Origin of the sequence: uncultured Thiodictyon sp., from assembly GCA_903837595.1 — a bacterium.
Taxonomy (GTDB): domain Bacteria; phylum Pseudomonadota; class Gammaproteobacteria; order Chromatiales; family Chromatiaceae; genus Thiodictyon.
Genome location: CAILVI010000239.1, coordinates 1 through 17,282, shown reverse-complemented (window position 1 = coordinate 17,282; position 17,282 = coordinate 1). Strand labels below are relative to the sequence as shown.

The 17,282-nt window shown below is 64.4% G+C and carries 17 protein-coding genes and 1 pseudogene; 13 read left to right on the top strand and 5 right to left on the bottom strand.

Features of this window, described 5'->3' with window-relative positions; all coding sequences use genetic code 11:
- The 13 genes and pseudogenes from QZY44_RS12780 to QZY44_RS12720 all read left to right on the top strand — a co-directional run.
- Positions 1–386: pseudogene (locus QZY44_RS12780) on the top strand (hypothetical protein); the annotation flags it as partial.
- A 19-nt stretch (positions 387–405) separates the two neighbouring features.
- Positions 406–1,770, top strand: coding sequence for an AMP-binding protein (locus QZY44_RS12775; RefSeq protein ID WP_295446774.1), 1,365 nt, complete (start codon positions 406–408; stop codon positions 1,768–1,770).
- Between the two features lie 160 nt (positions 1,771–1,930).
- Positions 1,931–2,257, top strand: a complete 327-nt coding sequence (locus QZY44_RS12770; protein WP_295446772.1) for a hypothetical protein — start codon at positions 1,931–1,933, stop codon at positions 2,255–2,257.
- Between the two features lie 56 nt (positions 2,258–2,313).
- Complete coding sequence (locus QZY44_RS12765; RefSeq protein ID WP_295446770.1) at positions 2,314–3,186, top strand: acyl-CoA synthetase; 873 nt, start codon at positions 2,314–2,316, stop codon at positions 3,184–3,186.
- Between the two features lie 8 nt (positions 3,187–3,194).
- Positions 3,195–3,776: a LolA-related protein gene (locus QZY44_RS12760; RefSeq protein ID WP_295446768.1), complete on the top strand. Its 582-nt coding sequence runs from the start codon at positions 3,195–3,197 to the stop codon at positions 3,774–3,776.
- Positions 3,773–6,130: an MMPL family transporter gene (locus QZY44_RS12755; RefSeq protein ID WP_295446767.1), complete on the top strand. Its 2,358-nt coding sequence runs from the start codon at positions 3,773–3,775 to the stop codon at positions 6,128–6,130. Before QZY44_RS12760 ends, QZY44_RS12755 begins: the two co-directional genes overlap by 4 nt.
- Positions 6,127–6,960 (top strand): polysaccharide deacetylase family protein, encoded by an 834-nt coding sequence (locus tag QZY44_RS12750; protein WP_295446765.1) that lies wholly within the window; start codon positions 6,127–6,129, stop codon positions 6,958–6,960. The genes QZY44_RS12755 and QZY44_RS12750 overlap by 4 nt, the downstream gene beginning before the upstream one ends.
- Entirely contained in the window at positions 6,957–7,694 is a 738-nt protein-coding gene (locus QZY44_RS12745) for a class I SAM-dependent methyltransferase (RefSeq protein ID WP_295446762.1), read from the top strand. Before QZY44_RS12750 ends, QZY44_RS12745 begins: the two co-directional genes overlap by 4 nt.
- Positions 7,695–7,729: 35 nt before the next feature.
- Entirely contained in the window at positions 7,730–8,926 is a 1,197-nt protein-coding gene (locus tag QZY44_RS12740; RefSeq protein ID WP_295446761.1) for a beta-ketoacyl-[acyl-carrier-protein] synthase family protein, read from the top strand.
- A gap of 1 nt (position 8,927) precedes the next feature.
- The gene (locus tag QZY44_RS12735) at positions 8,928–9,743 is read left to right on the top strand and encodes a beta-ketoacyl synthase chain length factor (RefSeq protein WP_295446759.1); all 816 of its coding nucleotides are present in this window, start codon (positions 8,928–8,930) and stop codon (positions 9,741–9,743) included.
- Positions 9,734–10,183, top strand: a complete 450-nt coding sequence (locus QZY44_RS12730) for a 3-hydroxylacyl-ACP dehydratase (RefSeq protein WP_295446757.1) — start codon at positions 9,734–9,736, stop codon at positions 10,181–10,183. Before QZY44_RS12735 ends, QZY44_RS12730 begins: the two co-directional genes overlap by 10 nt.
- Entirely contained in the window at positions 10,180–10,899 is a 720-nt protein-coding gene (fabG, locus tag QZY44_RS12725; RefSeq protein WP_295446755.1) for a 3-oxoacyl-ACP reductase FabG, read from the top strand. The genes QZY44_RS12730 and fabG overlap by 4 nt, the downstream gene beginning before the upstream one ends.
- Complete coding sequence (locus QZY44_RS12720; protein ID WP_295446753.1) at positions 10,896–12,233, top strand: cation:proton antiporter; 1,338 nt, start codon at positions 10,896–10,898, stop codon at positions 12,231–12,233. Before fabG ends, QZY44_RS12720 begins: the two co-directional genes overlap by 4 nt.
- Positions 12,234–12,385: 152 nt before the next feature.
- On the opposite strand, the gene QZY44_RS12715 is transcribed toward QZY44_RS12720, so the two are convergent.
- From QZY44_RS12715 to QZY44_RS12695, 5 genes are all read right to left on the bottom strand, one after another.
- Positions 12,386–13,168, bottom strand: a complete 783-nt coding sequence (locus QZY44_RS12715) for a glycosyltransferase family 2 protein (protein ID WP_295446751.1) — start codon at positions 13,166–13,168, stop codon at positions 12,386–12,388.
- A 4-nt stretch (positions 13,169–13,172) separates the two neighbouring features.
- On the bottom strand, positions 13,173–13,994 hold the full coding sequence (locus tag QZY44_RS12710) for a lysophospholipid acyltransferase family protein (protein ID WP_295446749.1): 822 nt from the start codon (positions 13,992–13,994) through the stop codon (positions 13,173–13,175).
- Positions 13,975–15,015: a hypothetical protein gene (locus QZY44_RS12705; RefSeq protein WP_295446747.1), complete on the bottom strand. Its 1,041-nt coding sequence runs from the start codon at positions 15,013–15,015 to the stop codon at positions 13,975–13,977. The genes QZY44_RS12710 and QZY44_RS12705 overlap by 20 nt, the downstream gene beginning before the upstream one ends.
- Positions 15,012–16,346, bottom strand: coding sequence for an NAD(P)/FAD-dependent oxidoreductase (locus QZY44_RS12700; RefSeq protein ID WP_295446745.1), 1,335 nt, complete (start codon positions 16,344–16,346; stop codon positions 15,012–15,014). Before QZY44_RS12700 ends, QZY44_RS12705 begins: the two co-directional genes overlap by 4 nt.
- 523 nt (positions 16,347–16,869) lie before the next feature.
- On the bottom strand, positions 16,870–17,282 hold a 413-nt coding region (locus tag QZY44_RS12695; protein WP_295446743.1), incomplete at its 5' end, for a DUF2892 domain-containing protein.

The following is a 17,282-nucleotide window of genomic DNA, read 5'->3' as shown; positions in this document are numbered from 1 at the left end:
GCACCTATGTGCTGCTGGGCGCTGCGTTTGGCCTCACCCTGACGCGCGGGCGCCAGCCCCTGTGTACCCGTTGTGCGCAAGCCCTGCGCGGTCGCCTCTGCCCGGAGGTGGCCCGCTACACGCGCCAAGTTACGCTGGCTTGGACGCTGTTGTTTCTGGGTATCAGCCTGATTTCCACGCTGCTATTCTTATTCAGTAGCATTCATGCCTGGTCGGTTTTCGCCAATTTTCTGTCGCTGCCCCTCATCGCACTCATGTTCTTCATTGAGCATCTAGTGCGCCAGCGCAAGCTGCCGCAGCTAGAGCAACACAGCATCATGGACAGCATCCTCGCCTTCCGCAACACCCCTAAGGCAGGCTCCGGCGCGTCCCTTGATACCCGTTAAGAGACCATTGCGCCCGATCATGTCGACCCTGCCACTCATTGCCCATCACAGCCCTGCTGCCGTAGTGGCCTGGCGCGACCGTCTGCCGGTCAGTGCCCGGCAGTTTCTAAGCGACGTCGACCAGGTCGCTCAATTGCTGCCCGCAGGGCGCAACGTGCTTAACCTGTGCCGCGACCACTACCGTTTTGCCGTGTCCCTGGCGGCGTGCATCGTCAGCGCCCGCGTCAGCCTGTTGCCGTCCACGCACACGCCGGAAATGGTCCGGCAGATGCGACGCATCGCCCCCGATGTCTTTTGCATCGCCGACCAGGAGGTCGGCGGTGTCGACTTGCCCGTCTTCCACTATCCCGAGCGGACGCCGAGGGCCGGCGCTGACCGAGGTATCCCCGAGATTGCTTTCGAACAGGTCATCGCGCAGGTCTTTACGTCTGGCTCCACGGGCCTGCCGGAGCCCCATTTCAAACGCTGGGGCAGCCTGGTGCGCAACGTGCGTGCGGAGGCTCAACGCCTGGGTGTCCCCCAAGGCTACGCCATTGTCGCAACCGTGCCAGCCCAGCACATGTATGGCCTGGAATCCACCGTGCTGATGCCCTGGCAGAGCGGTGGCGCCCTGCATGCAACGCGCCCCTTTTATCCGGCCGATATCTGCGCGGCACTGGCGGCGCTGCCCCGGCCGCGGTTGCTGGTTACGACGCCCTACCACCTGCGCACTCTGCTGGCGGAGTCGGATGCCGTCCCGGCCGTAGACCTGTTGGTGTCCGCCACCGCGCCCCTGGCGCGCGACTTGGCGCTCGAGGCCGAGACCCGTTTCGCCGCCCCCTTGTTTGAGATTTACGGCTGTACCGAGAGCGGCCAGCTGGCCTCCCGACGCACTACCTGTGGCGCCGCCTGGCAGACCTTTGCCGATGTCCGCCTGCGTTGTGAGGGGGAGCAGGTCTGGGCCGAGGGCGGGCACGTCATGACGCCGACGCTGCTCAGTGACGTCATTGAACTGGTGGACGCCGACCCGACCCATTTTCTGCTCCATGGCCGCCATGCCGATCTCGTCAACATCGCCGGCAAGCGGACCTCGCTCGGTTATCTCAACTACCAGCTCAACGCCATCACCGGGGTTCTGGACGGCGTTTTTCTCGCGCCGCTGGACGGTGATGATCACGCCATGGGAGGCATCCGCCGCCTGATCGCCGTGGTGGTGGCGCCACAGCTGACACCAGCGGCCCTCATGCACGCGCTGCGCGAACGCATTGATGCGGTCTTTCTGCCGCGGCCGCTGCTGTTCGTGGATGCGCTGCCGCGCAATGCCGCCGGGAAACTACCCGCGCACGCGGCGCAGGCGTTTCTGGCCGGCTTGCGCTCGCCAATGACAACGGACCTAGGGCCATGATGGGTGAAAGGGGAATGATCACGCCAAGGCGCCAGGTTCGCCAAATTTATCAGAGTGTTATCGGTGTCTTGTCATTGGCTCGATGGCTGATCTGGATGCCTTTCTTGTTGTATTTCTTGGCGAACTTGGTGCCTTGGCGTGGGCAATTGTCGGATTTAGGATGATGGAGGTTAGCCTGCCGCTGTCGGTGGCTGCCGATCACCCGGCCTATGCCGGTCACTTTCCCGGTCAACCCATCCTGCCCGGGGTGGTGCTGCTGGACGAGGCCCTGCATGCACTGGCGGTACGGCAGGGATTGGAGGGCGCCGTCGGTCAGATCAAGTCGGCGAAGTTTCCGAGCCCGGTCACGCCGGGGGAGGCCCTACGCCTGCGCTATGTCGAGACCACAGCAGGCTTTTTCCGTTTCGAGGTCACGGCCGGTGAGCGGTTGGCGGCCAGCGGTGTCTTTGCCTTCGCGGCGACTGGTTCGGGCACCGCGGCCGAGTGAGCGCTCCCGATCCCGCCCGTCAGGCTGCCTGGGTGCGGCGCCCGGAACGCAGCAACATGGCCATGCTGCGCGTGATGACCTGGATTTCGCTACGTCTGGGGCGCCCCGTCGCGCGCGGGGTGCTGTTCGGCATTACTCTTTACTTCCTTTTTCTTGCCCCGGTCGCACGGCGCGCATCCCGCGCCTATCTTAGGCGTGCCCTGGGGCAGGTACCACGGCTGCGCGAACTGTTTTGGCACTTTCACACCTTCGCCACCTGCATCCACGACCGCGTTTACCTGCTCAACGATCGCTTGGCCCTCTTCGATATCCAGGTGCACGGCGCGGCGGCGCTCGAGGCGGTGCTGGCCGCCGGTCGGGGCGCCTTTCTGCTAGGCGCCCACATGGGGAGCTTCGAGGTGATACGCGCGGTGGGTCGGCAGCGGCTGGGTCTGCGGGTTGCCATGGTCATGTACGAGAATAATGCCATCAAGATCAATGCTGCCTTAGCCGCCATCAACCCTGCTTCGGTACAGGATATAATCCCCCTTGGCCAACTCGATTCTATGCTTCAGGTGCGGGCCCGGCTGGACGAGGGCATGGTGCTGGGTATGTTGGGTGATCGTACCTTGGACGACGACCCAACACTATCGGTGCAATTTCTTGGGTCGTCGGCCGCGTTTCCTGTCGGTCCCATGCGCCTGGCGGCCATCCTCGGGCGTCCGGTGTTCTTCATGACGGGTCTGCATCTGGGCGGCAACCGCTATGCCATCCATTTCGAGCCCCTGGCGGATTTCACCGGTATCGAGCGCACGGGGCGTGATGCGGCCATCCGTGAGGCGGTCGCCGCCTATGCCGCCAGTCTGGCGCGGCATTGTCGCGGCGCGCCATACAACTGGTTTAATTTCTTTGATTTCTGGCGCGCACCTGCGGGTGGCGGGCGCGCATGATCCGGGCGATGCAGCGATTGGGCGGGAGGGTGACCCTCATCACCGTTTTGCTCGGGTTGAGTCTGTCGGCGCAGGCCGCCGCGTTCACCCTCAGCGAACTCATGGGCGCACTGGCGAACCACGCCTATGGGACGGCCGCCTTCACCGAGACGAAGTACATCTCCATCCTGGACCTGCCGGTCGAGTCGTCCGGCGAGTTGCTGTTCATTCCCCCCTCCCACCTGGAGAAACGCACGCTCAAGCCGAAGGTCGAAACCCTGGTGCTGGATGGCGAGGTACTCACCGTCGCGAGCCAGACCCAGAAGCATGTCCTGCAAATCAAGGATTATCCCGAAGTGGCAGGTATGATCGAGAGCATACGCGCCACTCTGGCGGGCGACCGTCAGGCATTGGAACGCCTCTATCACCTCAACCTCGAAGGCAGCCCGGAGGGTTGGGCACTGGTGCTGCGGCCGCTGGACGCCGCAATGGGTTGGATGATCACCCGCATCCGCGTTGAAGGGACGCGCGACGAGGTGCGGACGGTGGAGATCCAGCAGGCCGACGGCGATCGTTCGGTGATGCGCGTGCGCCAGAGCGCCTCGCCATGAGGCAACGTGGCAGCGTCGCGATAATCCTCTGGATGGTGTTGCTGTGCGCGTGTCTCTGGGTGGTGATGCGCACGCACTACACGGCGGACTTGTCTGCCTTTTTGCCGGCAACCCCGACGGCGGAACAGCAACTCCTCATCGACCAACTCAAGTCCGGCATCACCTCCCGCCTGATCCTGATTGGCATCGCGGGGGGCGATCAAGCGGCCCGGGTCCGCGTCTCACGCGCGCTGGCCGCTCGCCTGCGCGCCGATCGGCAGTTTCTGCACATTGCCAACGGCGAGACCCAGAGTCTGGAACGGGACCGCCAGGTCCTGCTGGAGAACCGCTATCTGTTGAGCCCGGCAATGACTGCCGATCGCTTCACGGTGGAGGGTCTGCATGGCGGTGTGGCCGACAGCATCGATCTGCTGGCCACCTCGGCGGGGCTCTTCAGCAAGGCCTTGCTGCCGCGCGACCCCACCGGCGAGTTCATGCAACTGCTCGCGGCCATGGGGAACGGGCAGCGGCCGCCAACGCTCGACGGCGTCTGGTCTTCCCGTGACGGTCAGCGCGTGCTGCTCCTGGCCCGCACCCGTGCCGAAGGGGCGGACACGAACGGACAGTCCACGGCGGTCGTGGCGATCCGGGCCGCCTTTGCGGCGGTGTCCGCGCCCGGCATGCGCCTCGCGCTGACCGGCCCCGGCCCCTTCTCCGTGGCGGCCCGCGCCACTATCAGACACGAGGTGCTCTCCCTCTCCGGGCTCGGTAGCCTGATCATCATCGCCCTGCTGCTGCTGGTCTACCGTTCGCCCATGGCCTTGCTGCTGGGCTTGTTGCCGGTCCTCTCCGGCGCCGTGGTCAGCATCGCGGTGGTCAATCTCGCCTTTGGCATGGTGCATGGCCTCACCCTTGGCTTTGGCATCGCGCTCATCGGCGAGGCGGTCGACTATTCCACCTACCTGCTCATGCAGTCCGAGCGCACGAACGGTGCAACCGGCGCAACCGGCACGACCCCCAGCGCGTCCCAGGGCCACTGGAACACGGCCTTCTGGCCGACGATACGGATCGGTGTACTGACCTCCGTCATCGGCTTTGCCTCAATGCTCTTTTCCAGCTTCCCCGGTCTTTCCCAGCTGGGCCTGTTTGCGATCACCGGTCTCACCACTGCCGCCCTGGTGACCCGTTTCGTCCTGCCGCCCCTCTTGCCTTCCGGCCTGCGGGTGCGCGATGTCACTGCCTTCGGCCGCCGCCTGCAGACTGGGGTTGAGCGGGCAGGGCGGTTGCGCCTACCCGTACTGGTCCTGTTCGTGGCCGCCTGCAGCGTGCTGCTGGTGAAGCATGACGGTCTGTGGAACCGGGAACTCTCGGCTCTGAACCCGGTGTCGGGTGCCGAGCAGGCCCTCGACATGGCCATGCGCGCCGACCTGGGCGCCCCGGACGTGCGCTATCTGGTGGTCGTGACCGCCGCCGATCGCGAGGCGGCGCTGGCCGCGAGTGAAGGTGTCGCGGTCACGCTGGCACGGCTGCAAGCCGCCGGCATCATCCTGGGTTTCGAGAGCCCCGCTACCTACCTACCCAGCCAGGCGGTGCAGCGCCAGCGCCAGTGGAGCCTGCCGTCCGACGCCGAACTGCGCCGACGGTTCAATATGGCCATTGCCGGACTGCCCCTGCGGCCGGATCGCTTCGAGCCGTTTTTTGCGGATGTGGCGAAGGCCCGCAGCCAGGCGACCTTGACCCCGGAAGACCTCCAGGGCACGTCTCTGGCAGAGGGTGTGGATGCCATGCTGATGCCGTCGCGGGGGCGCTGGAGCGCCTTACTACCGCTGCGTGTCGCGGGCACCGCGCGCCTCGACGCGCAGGCAATGCGACTGGCGCTGGCGCAGACCGGTCTGGCAGATGTCTATTTCATTGATCTCAAAGGCGCGTCCGACCACCTTTACGAGGGCTATCTGCACGAGGCCATCGCGCTCTCACTGGCGGGCCTAGCCGCCATCTTGGGCCTGCTCTTCGTGACCACCCGCTCGCCGGGTCGGGTGTTGCGCATCGCCGCCCCGCTGGTGGTCGCCGTGGCAGTGACCGTCGCCGGCCTGGTCCTCGCCGGTCAGCAACTCACCATCTTGCACTTGGTGGGCATGCTGTTGGTGGTGGCGATCGGCTCCAACTACGCCCTGTTCTTTGACCAGGGGGCGGTTGAGGGGGGGATGTCCGCGCGCGTCCTGGCGTCCCTCGTGGTCGCCGTCGGCACGACCGTGGCCGGTTTTGGTATTCTGGGCTTTTCCACCGTGCCGGTGCTCAAGGCGGTTGGCTGCACGGTCGGGCCGGGCGCGATGCTGGCCCTGGCCTTTTCCGCCATCCTGACGCCACGCAGATGACGATCCTGCCGCCTCCCCACGCCCGCCGCCACTGGCGCCCCACGCCGCTATTGCAGGCGACGTTCGCGTTGCACGCCGGGGTCTTGGGGGGCCTTGCGATGCAACCGCAATGGTGGTCCTGGGGTTTGGGGGCGTTGGCCGCCAACCACCTGACCCTGACCGCGGCAGGTCTCTGGCCGCGTAGCCGCAGCCTCGGTCCCAACTGGGTGCGACTACCGCCGGCGACGGCGCCGCGGCCTATCGCGATCACCATCGATGATGGCCCCGACCCGGAGGTGACGCCGGCGGTGCTCGACCTGCTCGGGCGCTACGACGCCCGCGCCACCTTTTTCTGCATCGGCGCGGTGGCGCAACGCTATCCCCAGCTGTGCCGGGAAATCGTTCGCCGGGGTCATGCCGTGGAAAACCACAGTCAGCACCATTATCATCACTTCGCCATGCTCGGGCCGCGCCGCATGGCGCGCGAGATCGAAGCCGGCCAGGACAGCCTGGCCGCCCTCACCGGGGAGCGGCCGCGTTTCTTTCGGCCCCCGGCCGGCCTGCGCAGTCCCTTTCTGGAGCCCCTCTTGGCCCGGCATGGCCTGCATCTGGCCAGTTGGACCCGACGCGGCTATGACACCCGCAGCCGGGACGCGGATGACGTGGTCCATCGCTTGACCAATCGCTTCGCCCCCGGCGACATCCTGCTGCTGCATGACGGTCACGCGGCCCGCACCTTGGCCGGTGTGCCCGTGATCCTGGTCGCGCTGCCCCGCGTTCTGGAGCTGGCGGAGGCCGCCGGTCTGACACCTATCACCCTGCGTGCCGCCCTGGATATGTCTGCGCCATGACCCTCAGCCCCGAGACCCTGCGCCGACGCCTCATCGATCACGCCAGCGAACCGTACCGGGCCGTCGGACGGTTCGCCTACCATTTCGCCCGTGGCAAGCTCGGTTGCGACCCGGTGTTCGTTGGTCTGTTGCAACGCGGGCTGTTCCCGGACGACGCCCGCATCCTTGATTTGGGGTGTGGTCAGGGCCTGCTGGCGGCCTGGCTCCTGGCCGCCCGACAACTGTATGATGCCGGTGAGTGGTCCGCGCAGTGGCCCGCCCCCCCGCGGGTGGCGATCCGTGGCATCGACCTCTTGCCGATCGCGGTCCAACGCGCCCATGTTGCCGTCGGCAAGCGGGCCCGCTTTGAAGCCGGCGATATGCGGCAGATGGACTTTGGCCAGGTCGATGTTGTGGTGATCATGGACGCCGCGCATTACGTTGATGAACGCTGTCAGGACGACATCCTGCGACGGGTACGTGCTGCGCTGCCGCCCAACGGCCTGTTCTTGACGCGCGTGGGAGACGCCGGCGGCGGTCTGAGGTTCCAGCTCAGCAACTGGATCGATCGCACGGTGGTCTTGTTCCGCGGCATGGGCTGGCCGCGGCTGCATTGCCGTTCGTTGCCGGACTGGATCCAGGCGCTGGAGGCGTTGGGTTTTCGTGTCGAGACCGCCGTGATGAACGGTGATCTGCCGTTGGCTAACGTCATGCTGATTGCCCGATTGGGTGAGCAGTCTGGCGCCGGCGCCTAGATCAGCGCAACCTTTAAAAAGCCGGTGTCCCCCTCATGACTCCTGTGTGCCTTTCCCACTTCACCGCCAGCAGTTGTCTGGGCTGCGGCCTTGATGCGACGCTGACGGCATTACGTGCGCAGCGCGGCGGCCTTGCACCGTGTCGGTTCGAGGGCGCAGGCGATCTGGTAACCTACGTCGGTGAGGTGCCGCAGCTGGACGATTGCGCTCTGCCCAGCCGCCTCACCGAGTACGAATGCCGCAATAACCGTCTGGCCTTGCTTGGGCTGCAACAGGACGGATTCAGTGGCGCCGTTGAGCAAGCCTGCGCCCGGTATGGCCGAGGGCGGGTGGGTGTCTTGCTCGGTACCAGCACAGCAGGCATGCTGCAGGCCGAGCAGGCCTACGCTCGTCGGACCCCGAACACCGGCGCCTTGCCGGACGACTTTATCTATCGCACCACCCACAATAGCTATTCGCTCGCCGCTTTCGTCCGAGCGTATTTTCACCTCGCCGGTCCGGCGATGGTCGTCTCCACCGCCTGCTCGTCGAGTGCCAAGGTATTCGCCTCGGCCGCCCGCCTGCTGGCCGCCGGTATCATCGATGCTGCTATCGTGGGGGGGGTGGACTCGTTGTGCCTGACGACGCTATATGGATTTAATTCGCTGGAGTTGCTGTCACCCGAACCCTGCCGACCATTTGATTCGGACCGCAAGGGCCTTTCCATCGGCGAGGCCGCTGCCTTTGTTCTGCTGGAGCGCCCGCCGGCGAGCCTCGACGCCGATACCGTGCTGCTGCTGGGGACCGGTGAGTCCAGTGATGCCTATCACATGTCCTCTCCGCATCCCGACGGTCGCGGCGCTGCGCTCGCCATGGCCGCCGCGCTGCGATCGGCAGGTTTGCAGGCGGCCGACATCGACTATATTAACCTGCACGGTACCGCGACGCCGAGCAACGATGCCGCTGAGGGCCAGGCGGTAACCGCGCTGTTCGGCAGCCGGACGCCGGCGAGCTCGGTCAAGGGTGCGACTGGACATACCTTGGGCGCGGCGGGTGGATTGGAGGCCGTCATCAGCGCCCTGGCGCTGCAATACGGCTTCCTGCCGGGAGGGATCAATACGCTGCACCTCGACCCGGCCATTCCCATCCGCTATCTGAGCACCAACAGCGCCATGGCACCGCGCCGGGTGATGAGCAATTCATTCGGCTTCGGCGGTACCAATTGCAGCCTGGTGTTGGGGCGCGCGCTCTGACATGGCATCCCCCACCACCATCATTCTCAACGCCTGGATCGACGGCATCGGTCTGTTAGGTCCGGGCCTGGACCATTGGGCTGAGGCACGGCCGATCCTGGCCGGCGCCACCGACTATGCGCCGCGGCCAGTCGTCGTGCCGCCGCCGGTGGTACTTCCCCCACCCGAACGCCGCCGTGTCGGTCTGGCCGCCAAGGTCGCCTTGGCCGTGGCGCAAGAGGCGATCACCACGGCGCACGTGGATGCCACACAACTGGCGGCCGTGTTCTCCTCGTCCGGAGCGGATGGCGACAACTGCGATGCGCTCTGTCGGGTGTTGGCGTCGGATGATCGCCACATCTCGCCCACCCGTTTCCATAACTCGGTGCATAACGCCGCGGCTGGCTACTGGGGCATCGCGTCCGGCGCCATGACCCCAGCCACCGCGCTATGCGCCTATGACGGCAGCTTTGGGGCGGGCTTGCTGGAGGCGCTCACCCAGGTGGCCGTCGATGGCGTCGGTACCCTGTTGGTGACCTACGAGGCGCCTTACCCGGAGCCGCTTCACGCCAAGCGACCCCATCCCGCGGCCTTCGGTCTGGCCCTGGTATTGATGCCGCAACCCGGGCCCCACTCACTGGCTGCGCTACACGTCGAGGTGACGCAGACGCCGTTTGACCGGTTGCCTGATGCGAACCTGGAGGCCTTGCGGCTCCAGATCCCTTCGGCGCGCGGTTTGCCCTTGCTGCGGCTGCTGGCCCAGGGCCGTGCCGGGCAGGTGATCCTGGAGTACCTGGACCCGCTCAGCCTGACCGTGGATGTCCTGCCATGCAGTTAGACACCGCGTGGCTGCTGGCCCATCTCCCTCACCAGGGCACCATGTGCCTGCTGGAGCGTATCGATGACTGGAACCCCCAGGGGATCCGCTGCACGGCCGTGAGCCATCGCGCCCCGGATAACCCCTTGCGCGCCCACGGCCGGCTGGGGGTGGTCTGCGGTATCGAATATGCGGTCCAGGCGATGGCGGCCCATGGAGCGCTACTGGCGGGCGCCGATGCGCCGCCCCGGGTTGGCTATTTGGCAAGTGTCCGTGAGGTCGAACTGCATGTGGCGCGACTGGATGATGGCGACGCCGATCTCAGCGTCGCGGCAGAACTTCTCGGCGGCGGTGACCACAGTGTCCTGTATAGATTCGATGTTTCCGCGCGTGGACGGCAGCTTCTGAACGGTCGCGTCACCGTTGTGCTGGACGCGGCGAGCCCGGGGAAAGAGCTATGAAACGTGCACTCGTCACCGGCGGCAGCGGCGGCATCGGCGCGGCAATCTGTCGCCGGTTGGCCGCTGACGGCTGTTACGTCTACGTGCATGCTCACCGCAATCTGGCCAAGGCCGCCGCGCTGGTCGCAGAGATCTCCAGGATGGGTGGCGTGGCCGAGGTGATCGCCTTCGATGTCACTGACGGTGAGGACTGTCGCATTGCACTGGAGGCCCTGGTCGCGGAGTCGCCGATCCAAATCCTGATCAACAATGCCGGCGTGCATGACGACGCCGTCTTCCCGGCCATGGGCGCCGACCAATGGCACAGCGTGTTGGCAGTGTCACTCGATGGCTTTTTTCATGTGACGCAGCCGTTGACCATGCCGATGATCCGCAGCCGTTGGGGGCGCATCATCAATATCACGTCGATCGCCGGGCTGACCGGCAACCGCGGCCAGACCAACTACGCCGCGGCCAAGGGCGGCCTGCACGCCGCCACCAAGTCCCTGTCCCTTGAGCTCGCCAGCCGCGGTATCACGGTGAACGCGGTGGCCCCGGGGATCATTGCGACCGGCATGAGCGATGGCGTCTTCGACGCGCAGACCATCGCCACCCTGGTGCCCATGAAGCGGGCCGGGACCCCGGTGGAGGTGGCCGACCTCGTGGGGTTTCTCGCCTCTGAGCAGGCGAGCTATATCACTGGCCAGATCATCTGCGTGAACGGAGGCATGATATGACCACGTCCGCGGCGAGCGTCGCCGTCCATCAGACTGAGACACTGCTGTTCTTCACCCTGCTGCAACTCACCGTGATCATTCTGGTCGCCCGCCTGGGCGGGGGGATTGCGCAGCGGCTCGGGCAGTCACCCGCGGTGGGGGAGATCATCGTCGGCATCCTGCTCGGGCCTTCACTGTTTGGCGTGTTGGCGCCCGCGGTCTTCGCCTATGTGTTTCGCTCGGCCCCGCCTGCGCCGATGCAGATGTTGTCGCAGATCGGCCTGATCCTGCTGATGTTTCAGATTGGCCTGGAGTTCGATTTCGCTCATCTGCTCCACCGGCAACACCGCCGCGCCGTGGCCTATATTGCCACGGCCAGCATGGTCGTCCCATTTGCGCTGGGCTTCGGCTTCGGGTACGCCACCGCGGCCTTGCTCTCACCCGGCGTCGATCCGCTCGCCTCCTCGCTCTTCATTGCCACCGCCTTCTCCATCACGGCACTGCCGATCCTCGGGCGCATGATGATCGAATTCAAGATCACCCATCAGTCCATTGGTGTCATCGCCATTAGCGCCGCCGCGATCAACGACGTGATCGGCTGGCTGCTGCTCGCCCTGGTCACCGCGCTCGCGCTGGCCCAGTTCAACGCCACGGACTTCGGCCTCAAGGTGTTGCTGGTCGCAGGGTACTTCCTGACCTGGTGGTTCATCATGCGACCCATCTTTAAGCGGCTGATCCGCCTCAATCAGGCCGGCCCGGCGCCGACGGGCGAGAAGGCGGGGCGTGGTAAGCTCACCCACAATCTACTTGGTATCCTGCTCGCAGGCATCTTCATCTCGGCGATCACCACCTATCAGATCGGCATCTTCGCCATCTTTGGCGGCTTCATGATGGGGGTGATCCTGTACGACGAGCACGAGCTGATCGCCGCATGGAAGGAGCGCATCGGCCATTTCGTCATGGTCTTCTTCCTGCCCATCTTCTTCACCTACACTGGCCTTCGCACCAACGTTGGGAGTCTGGACACGGCGGCCGCTTGGGGTTGGTGCCTGTTGCTGATCGCGCTGGCAACCCTCGGGAAGTTCGGGGGCAGCTATGTGGCGGCGCGCTGGGCCGGGCTATCGCATCAGGAGGGCAAGGTGCTCGGCATCATGATGAACACCCGCGCCCTGATGGAACTCATCGTCATCAACGTCGGCTATGATTTGGGCGTCATTTCACAGCAGGTCTTCACCATGCTGGTGCTGATGGCCATTTTCAGTACCGTGATCACCACGCCCGGCCTGCGCCGCTGGTTGCCGGGTCTAGGAATCGGCATTTATGCGCCGGCGTCGGCGCTGAAGCGAGTGCCGTGAAACTGAACTCCCGACACCACTCCGGCCATCAAGCAACCATCGGGAAATTGGACAGGATTAACAAGATTACGCAGGATTAACAGGATGTCGGAATGTCGTCGGCCATCCCGCTCTATCCTGTAAATCCTGTTGATCCTGTCCATTTCTTGATCTCACTCCGAGTCTCGGGCGGTGCCCAAACGTCGCCGCAGCAGCACGGGTAATCGCAGCAGGAAACCCAGCAGCAAGCGTGTGTGCATCCACGTCAACAGGGCATTGTCGCGCAGATAGTTGAAGTGAGAAACACCACCTTGGTCGGCGGGCAGATACTTCACCGGGGCGGGTAGGTTGATTGGGCGCACACCGCGCCAGCACAGGCGAACCGCCGCCTCGGGATCGAAATCGAAGCGGCGCATCCAGCGCTGGCCATGCATCACGTGACGCAGGGGTGCGATGGGATAGACGCGCAAGCCGTAGAGCGAGTCACCGATGCCAATCCACAAAGTTTCCAGGTTTGCGAATGCGTTGGATACCTTGCGGCCATGGACCCGCAACTTGGGTGCGGCGACGTCGAACGTCGGCACGCCCAGCACCATCGCGTCAGGGGCACCCATGGAGGTGGCCATGAAGTCCGGGATGCGCTCGGCCGGATGCTGCCCGTCCGCATCCAGGGTGAGGGCGTGGGTGAAACCGGCGGCTGCGGCCAGATTCAGTCCATGCAGAATCGCTGCACCCTTGCCGCTGTTTTCGGGTAACGCGAACACCCGCAGTCCGGGGTCGGTCGCCGCCATTTCCTGGAGGCCCGAGGCCGTCCCGTCAGTGCTGCCGTCCACGACCACCCAGACGGGTGTCCAGTGCCGACGGGCCGCGCGCACCACGTCATAGACGAGCGCACCGGAGTTGTAGCTGGGGATCAGCACTAGATGGGTGTCGCTGATGTTCATGCTGGTTGGCATCAGCCTAAATCCGGTGATTGCTTGCGCCAAGCCAGCTGTTGCGCAATTCATCAATGAAATAACGCTCCAGCTCCGCGGTCAACTCACTGGCCTGTTGCGTCGGTGCGAAGCGGCGACCCAGCCGGATGCGATAGGTGATAGGCATCGTCGGACGGCGCCACAGTGGCCAGCCCTTGCTGAGGTAGGCCGAGTCGGTCTCAATGAATATGGTCTGGATCGGCACCTGTGCCCGACTGGCGATGAGCGCGGCCGCCGGCGTGCAGGCGTTGATAGGCCAGCGGGTGGTGCGGGTGCCTTCAGGAAACAGCAACAGGTGACTGCCGCTTTTCAGTTCCGTGACGGCCTGCTTGATCATGCTGCGTGGTGCGTCGTTGCGGATGTAACCGGCCAACCGGGCGCCGGCGCCCAGGAAGACGTTATAGACGATGTCGGCCTTCATGATGCAGGCGATGTTGGGAAGCCGAGACAGGACCAGCAGGGCATCGAGCAGGCCGGGGTGGTTGGGAGCGATCACGAGCGGCGGCTCACCCCGTAAGGCATCGAGGGTATGGAGTTCAAAACGGCAGGCACCTATCAGACCCAGGGCACCGAGGTAGATGCGACAGGTCGTCTTGCTCGCCCAACGGCCAAGCGGGGTGGCCCACTGTGTCGGCAAGACATAATAGAGCGGGATCGCCAACAATGACCAGGTCAGGGTCATGATGCCGAGCAGTCCCAGACCGAACCACAGTGCACCGTATTCGTACGCGCGCTGCCTCCAGCGCCTGACGAATCCTGGCGATGACCTGACGTCCGTGCTGCGGGTCTCAACCGGGGGAAATGGCATGACCGCCGCAGGCATCGATCTCGAGGAGCAGGTCCGCGCGGCAGATATCGGCCTGTAAGAACACGGCCGACACGGGGGTGCCGATGAACTTCATCATTTCTTGGCGTACGCTGACCAAGTCCCTGGGGTGTCGGATATACACCTTATAGGCAAGGTCGCGCAGCTCCAATCCCGCGCCCGGGGCCCGGCGGTTGGCCTCCGCGACGACGGCGGCGACGTTGTGGAGCGATTCGCGCGTTTGCGCCTGCGCATCGCCCGCGTGCAGGGTTTGATGACCGACGATGCTGGCGGTGCCGGAGATGAATAGCAGGTTGCGCCCGTGAAGCTTGACCAGCGACGCGCGCGAGAAGGTCGGGCTGCGGGGGCCGTACTGGCTGGGATAGTGGTAGGCACTGATCTGGCGAGGATTTTCGATGGCCAACGGCTCCGCCCGGACAGCGAGGAAGGCGATCTGGAGCGCCGCGCCGGTGGAACCAAGGGCGCAGGCCGCCGGTACGTTACCGATGACGCCGCGGCCGTGTGAAAGAAACGCATCCTGACGGCCAATATTGAACTGGAGGTAACGCTCCAGGTGGTGACTGACTGCGTTGATTGCGGGGAAATAGTTCCAGAAGCGCAGGATGGCGTTGTAGCCGAGGGATTCCAGCAGTTCAAAAATGGCCTCGTAGGCGGCTTGCGTCGCGGCCTGCAGGGGCGTGCGGCCATCCCGGAGGTGTAACTGCGTCGCTTCATCCAGCGTCAGACAGCCGAACAGCAAGGTTTCACCCTGACGGTAACGGATGCCGTGATGGCGGCCGGACCTGAGTGCCTCCTGACTAGACCAGACCTCGCAGATTGGCTCCCCACCCTCCAACAAGGGCATGTCCACCGACAAGAGCGGCAACTGTGCGCCATCATCTGCAATGGCTGGGTGAAAAAAGCAGACCCCGCCCAGCGCGCCGGGTTCGCCATCCGGGGCCGGTTGCGAAAGCCGAGAAACGGGCAGGTATTCCAGCCGCAGGATAGCTCCCGGAGGCGTCATGGGGAGCCGAACTCTTGCGTATCCTCAACGTAACGAATATTCTCCTTGCGCCGCCGCCAGGCCATGATGGTGGACTTCAGGTTGGTCAGGGCCGACAGGTAATAGATTAACTTGAATGCCAATATCGAACGCCAGATCGGCGTGCGGCCGAAGATGTCCCCGGCCAAGACCGACAGCAGCGCCTCCTTGACCCGGAAAATATTGCGTGGAGCCATAAACAGCTCGCGCATGATGGGGCTGGTGATGCGGTAGATAAACCAGGAGAATTCCTTCGGTCCGTGCTTGATGGCATGATCGAACGCCTGCAAGGCGTCGGCCGCCTGATCCGGATGACGCAGGCACCGATCCGCTGCGGTGGCGCCGGCAAAGGCGCTTTGCATGGCGAGCATGACGCCGGAAGAGAACACTGGATCAATGAAGGCGTAGGCATCGCCTAGCAGCAACCAGTTAGCGCCGTGGGTACGGTCGCAGGTATAGGAAAAATTGCCCGTGGCTTCTACCGGCGTCACGAGTTCCGCGCCCTCAAGCCGCTGCGCTAGGGCCGGGCACATTTGGATGAGATCCAAAAAGAAATCCTTCACCGGCTTGGTGCGGGTCTTCATGTAATAGGGCCAGGTGACGACCCCGACGCTGGTGATTCCGTCGATGAGTGGAATGAACCAGAACCACCCGTGCTCGAACCAGAAGATGGTGATGTGGCCCTCCTTCTGGCCGGCGTGTCGCTTCGCGCCCTTGAAGTGACCATACAGCGATGAGCTGTTGTGCTTGGGGTTGCGGTGCTTGGCCTTGAATTGGTTGCCGAGAAAGGTGTCGCGGCCGGAGGCGTCGATGAGGAACCGGCATTGCCAGCGCTCGGTACGGCCGTCGTCATGTTCCGCCTGTACCATGGCACCGGCATCGTTGGGCAGGAACTCTACGTTGCGGACGCGACAACCTTCGATGACGTTCGCACCTTTACGCCCGGCATTGCGGATCAGGATCTCGTCGAACTCTGCACGACGCACCTGGTAGGCGTGCGGCATCGACTTGTCCCAGGCCTCGGCGAACTCAAAGGACTGGCTGTGTTCGTGCCAGGGGGAGACGAATTCCGCTCCCCATTTCTCCATGCCGATCGCCTCCACCTCGGCGCGCACGCCCAGTTTGTCGAACAGCGGCAGGTTGGCCGGCAGCAGCGATTCGCCGACGTGAAAACGGGGGTGGCGGGCCCTCTCCAGTACAGTGACCCGGTGGCCTTGCTGCGCCATTAGTGTGGCCGCGGTGGTGCCGGCGGGGCCCCCACCGATCACCAGGACGTCACAGGATTGATCGGCGTGGTTCAGATCAGACAGCATGGCACTTCTCCCGTCTCCTCGGCTGACGGCACAACCTCCCAGAGGTCTGGCCGCTTGAACTGAAAATCGGACGAATTTCTGTGGGCTTACAGCAGTCCTACGGCGGACTCATCTGCAATTTTGCCACAAAAAAGGTCCTTGGTGCCATTTCTCCACGTTGCTTCAGACCGCCATGGGCGATCAGCGGCTTCTAGACGTTGAGCTCAAAGTGGCCCTGGCCGGCAGCGATGCCGATCGTCACATCGTCCTCTATCGTCGTTACACGAAGCGTCGACAGTGCTGCGGCCTGGGCTAAGCTTGCCCGGCATGGCCGAGCGACCGGGCGCGTTGGCCGGCAGGCGCAGTTTGCCGAGGTCCGCTGGCCGCTGGCCATGAGGTAGATGTGGTTGGCGATCTTTGTAACCGCCACCGCCGACGTGCGGAGCGCGCCGTGAAATCAGACGAGGAGGTGCTCGCCCCGCTCGATCGCGGCTCGGCATGACCTGCGGCCGCGCCGCAGGCGCTTGATGGTGAGCCCTGTGGATCACTTGACCACAGGGCGTAGGTCCTCATTGCTGCAGCCATTAAAGATCAGATAAATCGGACAGAAACGCAGCAGCGCAGTGAGGAGCAGAAATACGCCAATCAGCCCAGCCCCCCACCAACCACCACTAAGGACCCCGAGAATCAGAAGGACGCCGACAGCAGCGCGTATCTTTTGCTCGGTGATCCCGAGGTTCTTCTTGCTGATGTTGAATCTGTCATCGCTGGGCAGGCCCGTATTGGTGCTATATTTGAACAGCAGGTAGGACGGACAGAAACGCAGGAAGGCAGTGGCGAGTAGTGCCACACCGATCAGCCCAGGCATCCACGAACCGCCGCGCGCGGCTCCGATAACCAGCGCGCTACCGACAAGTAAGCGTATCAGTTGATCGGTGTGCCCGACGTTCTTCTTGT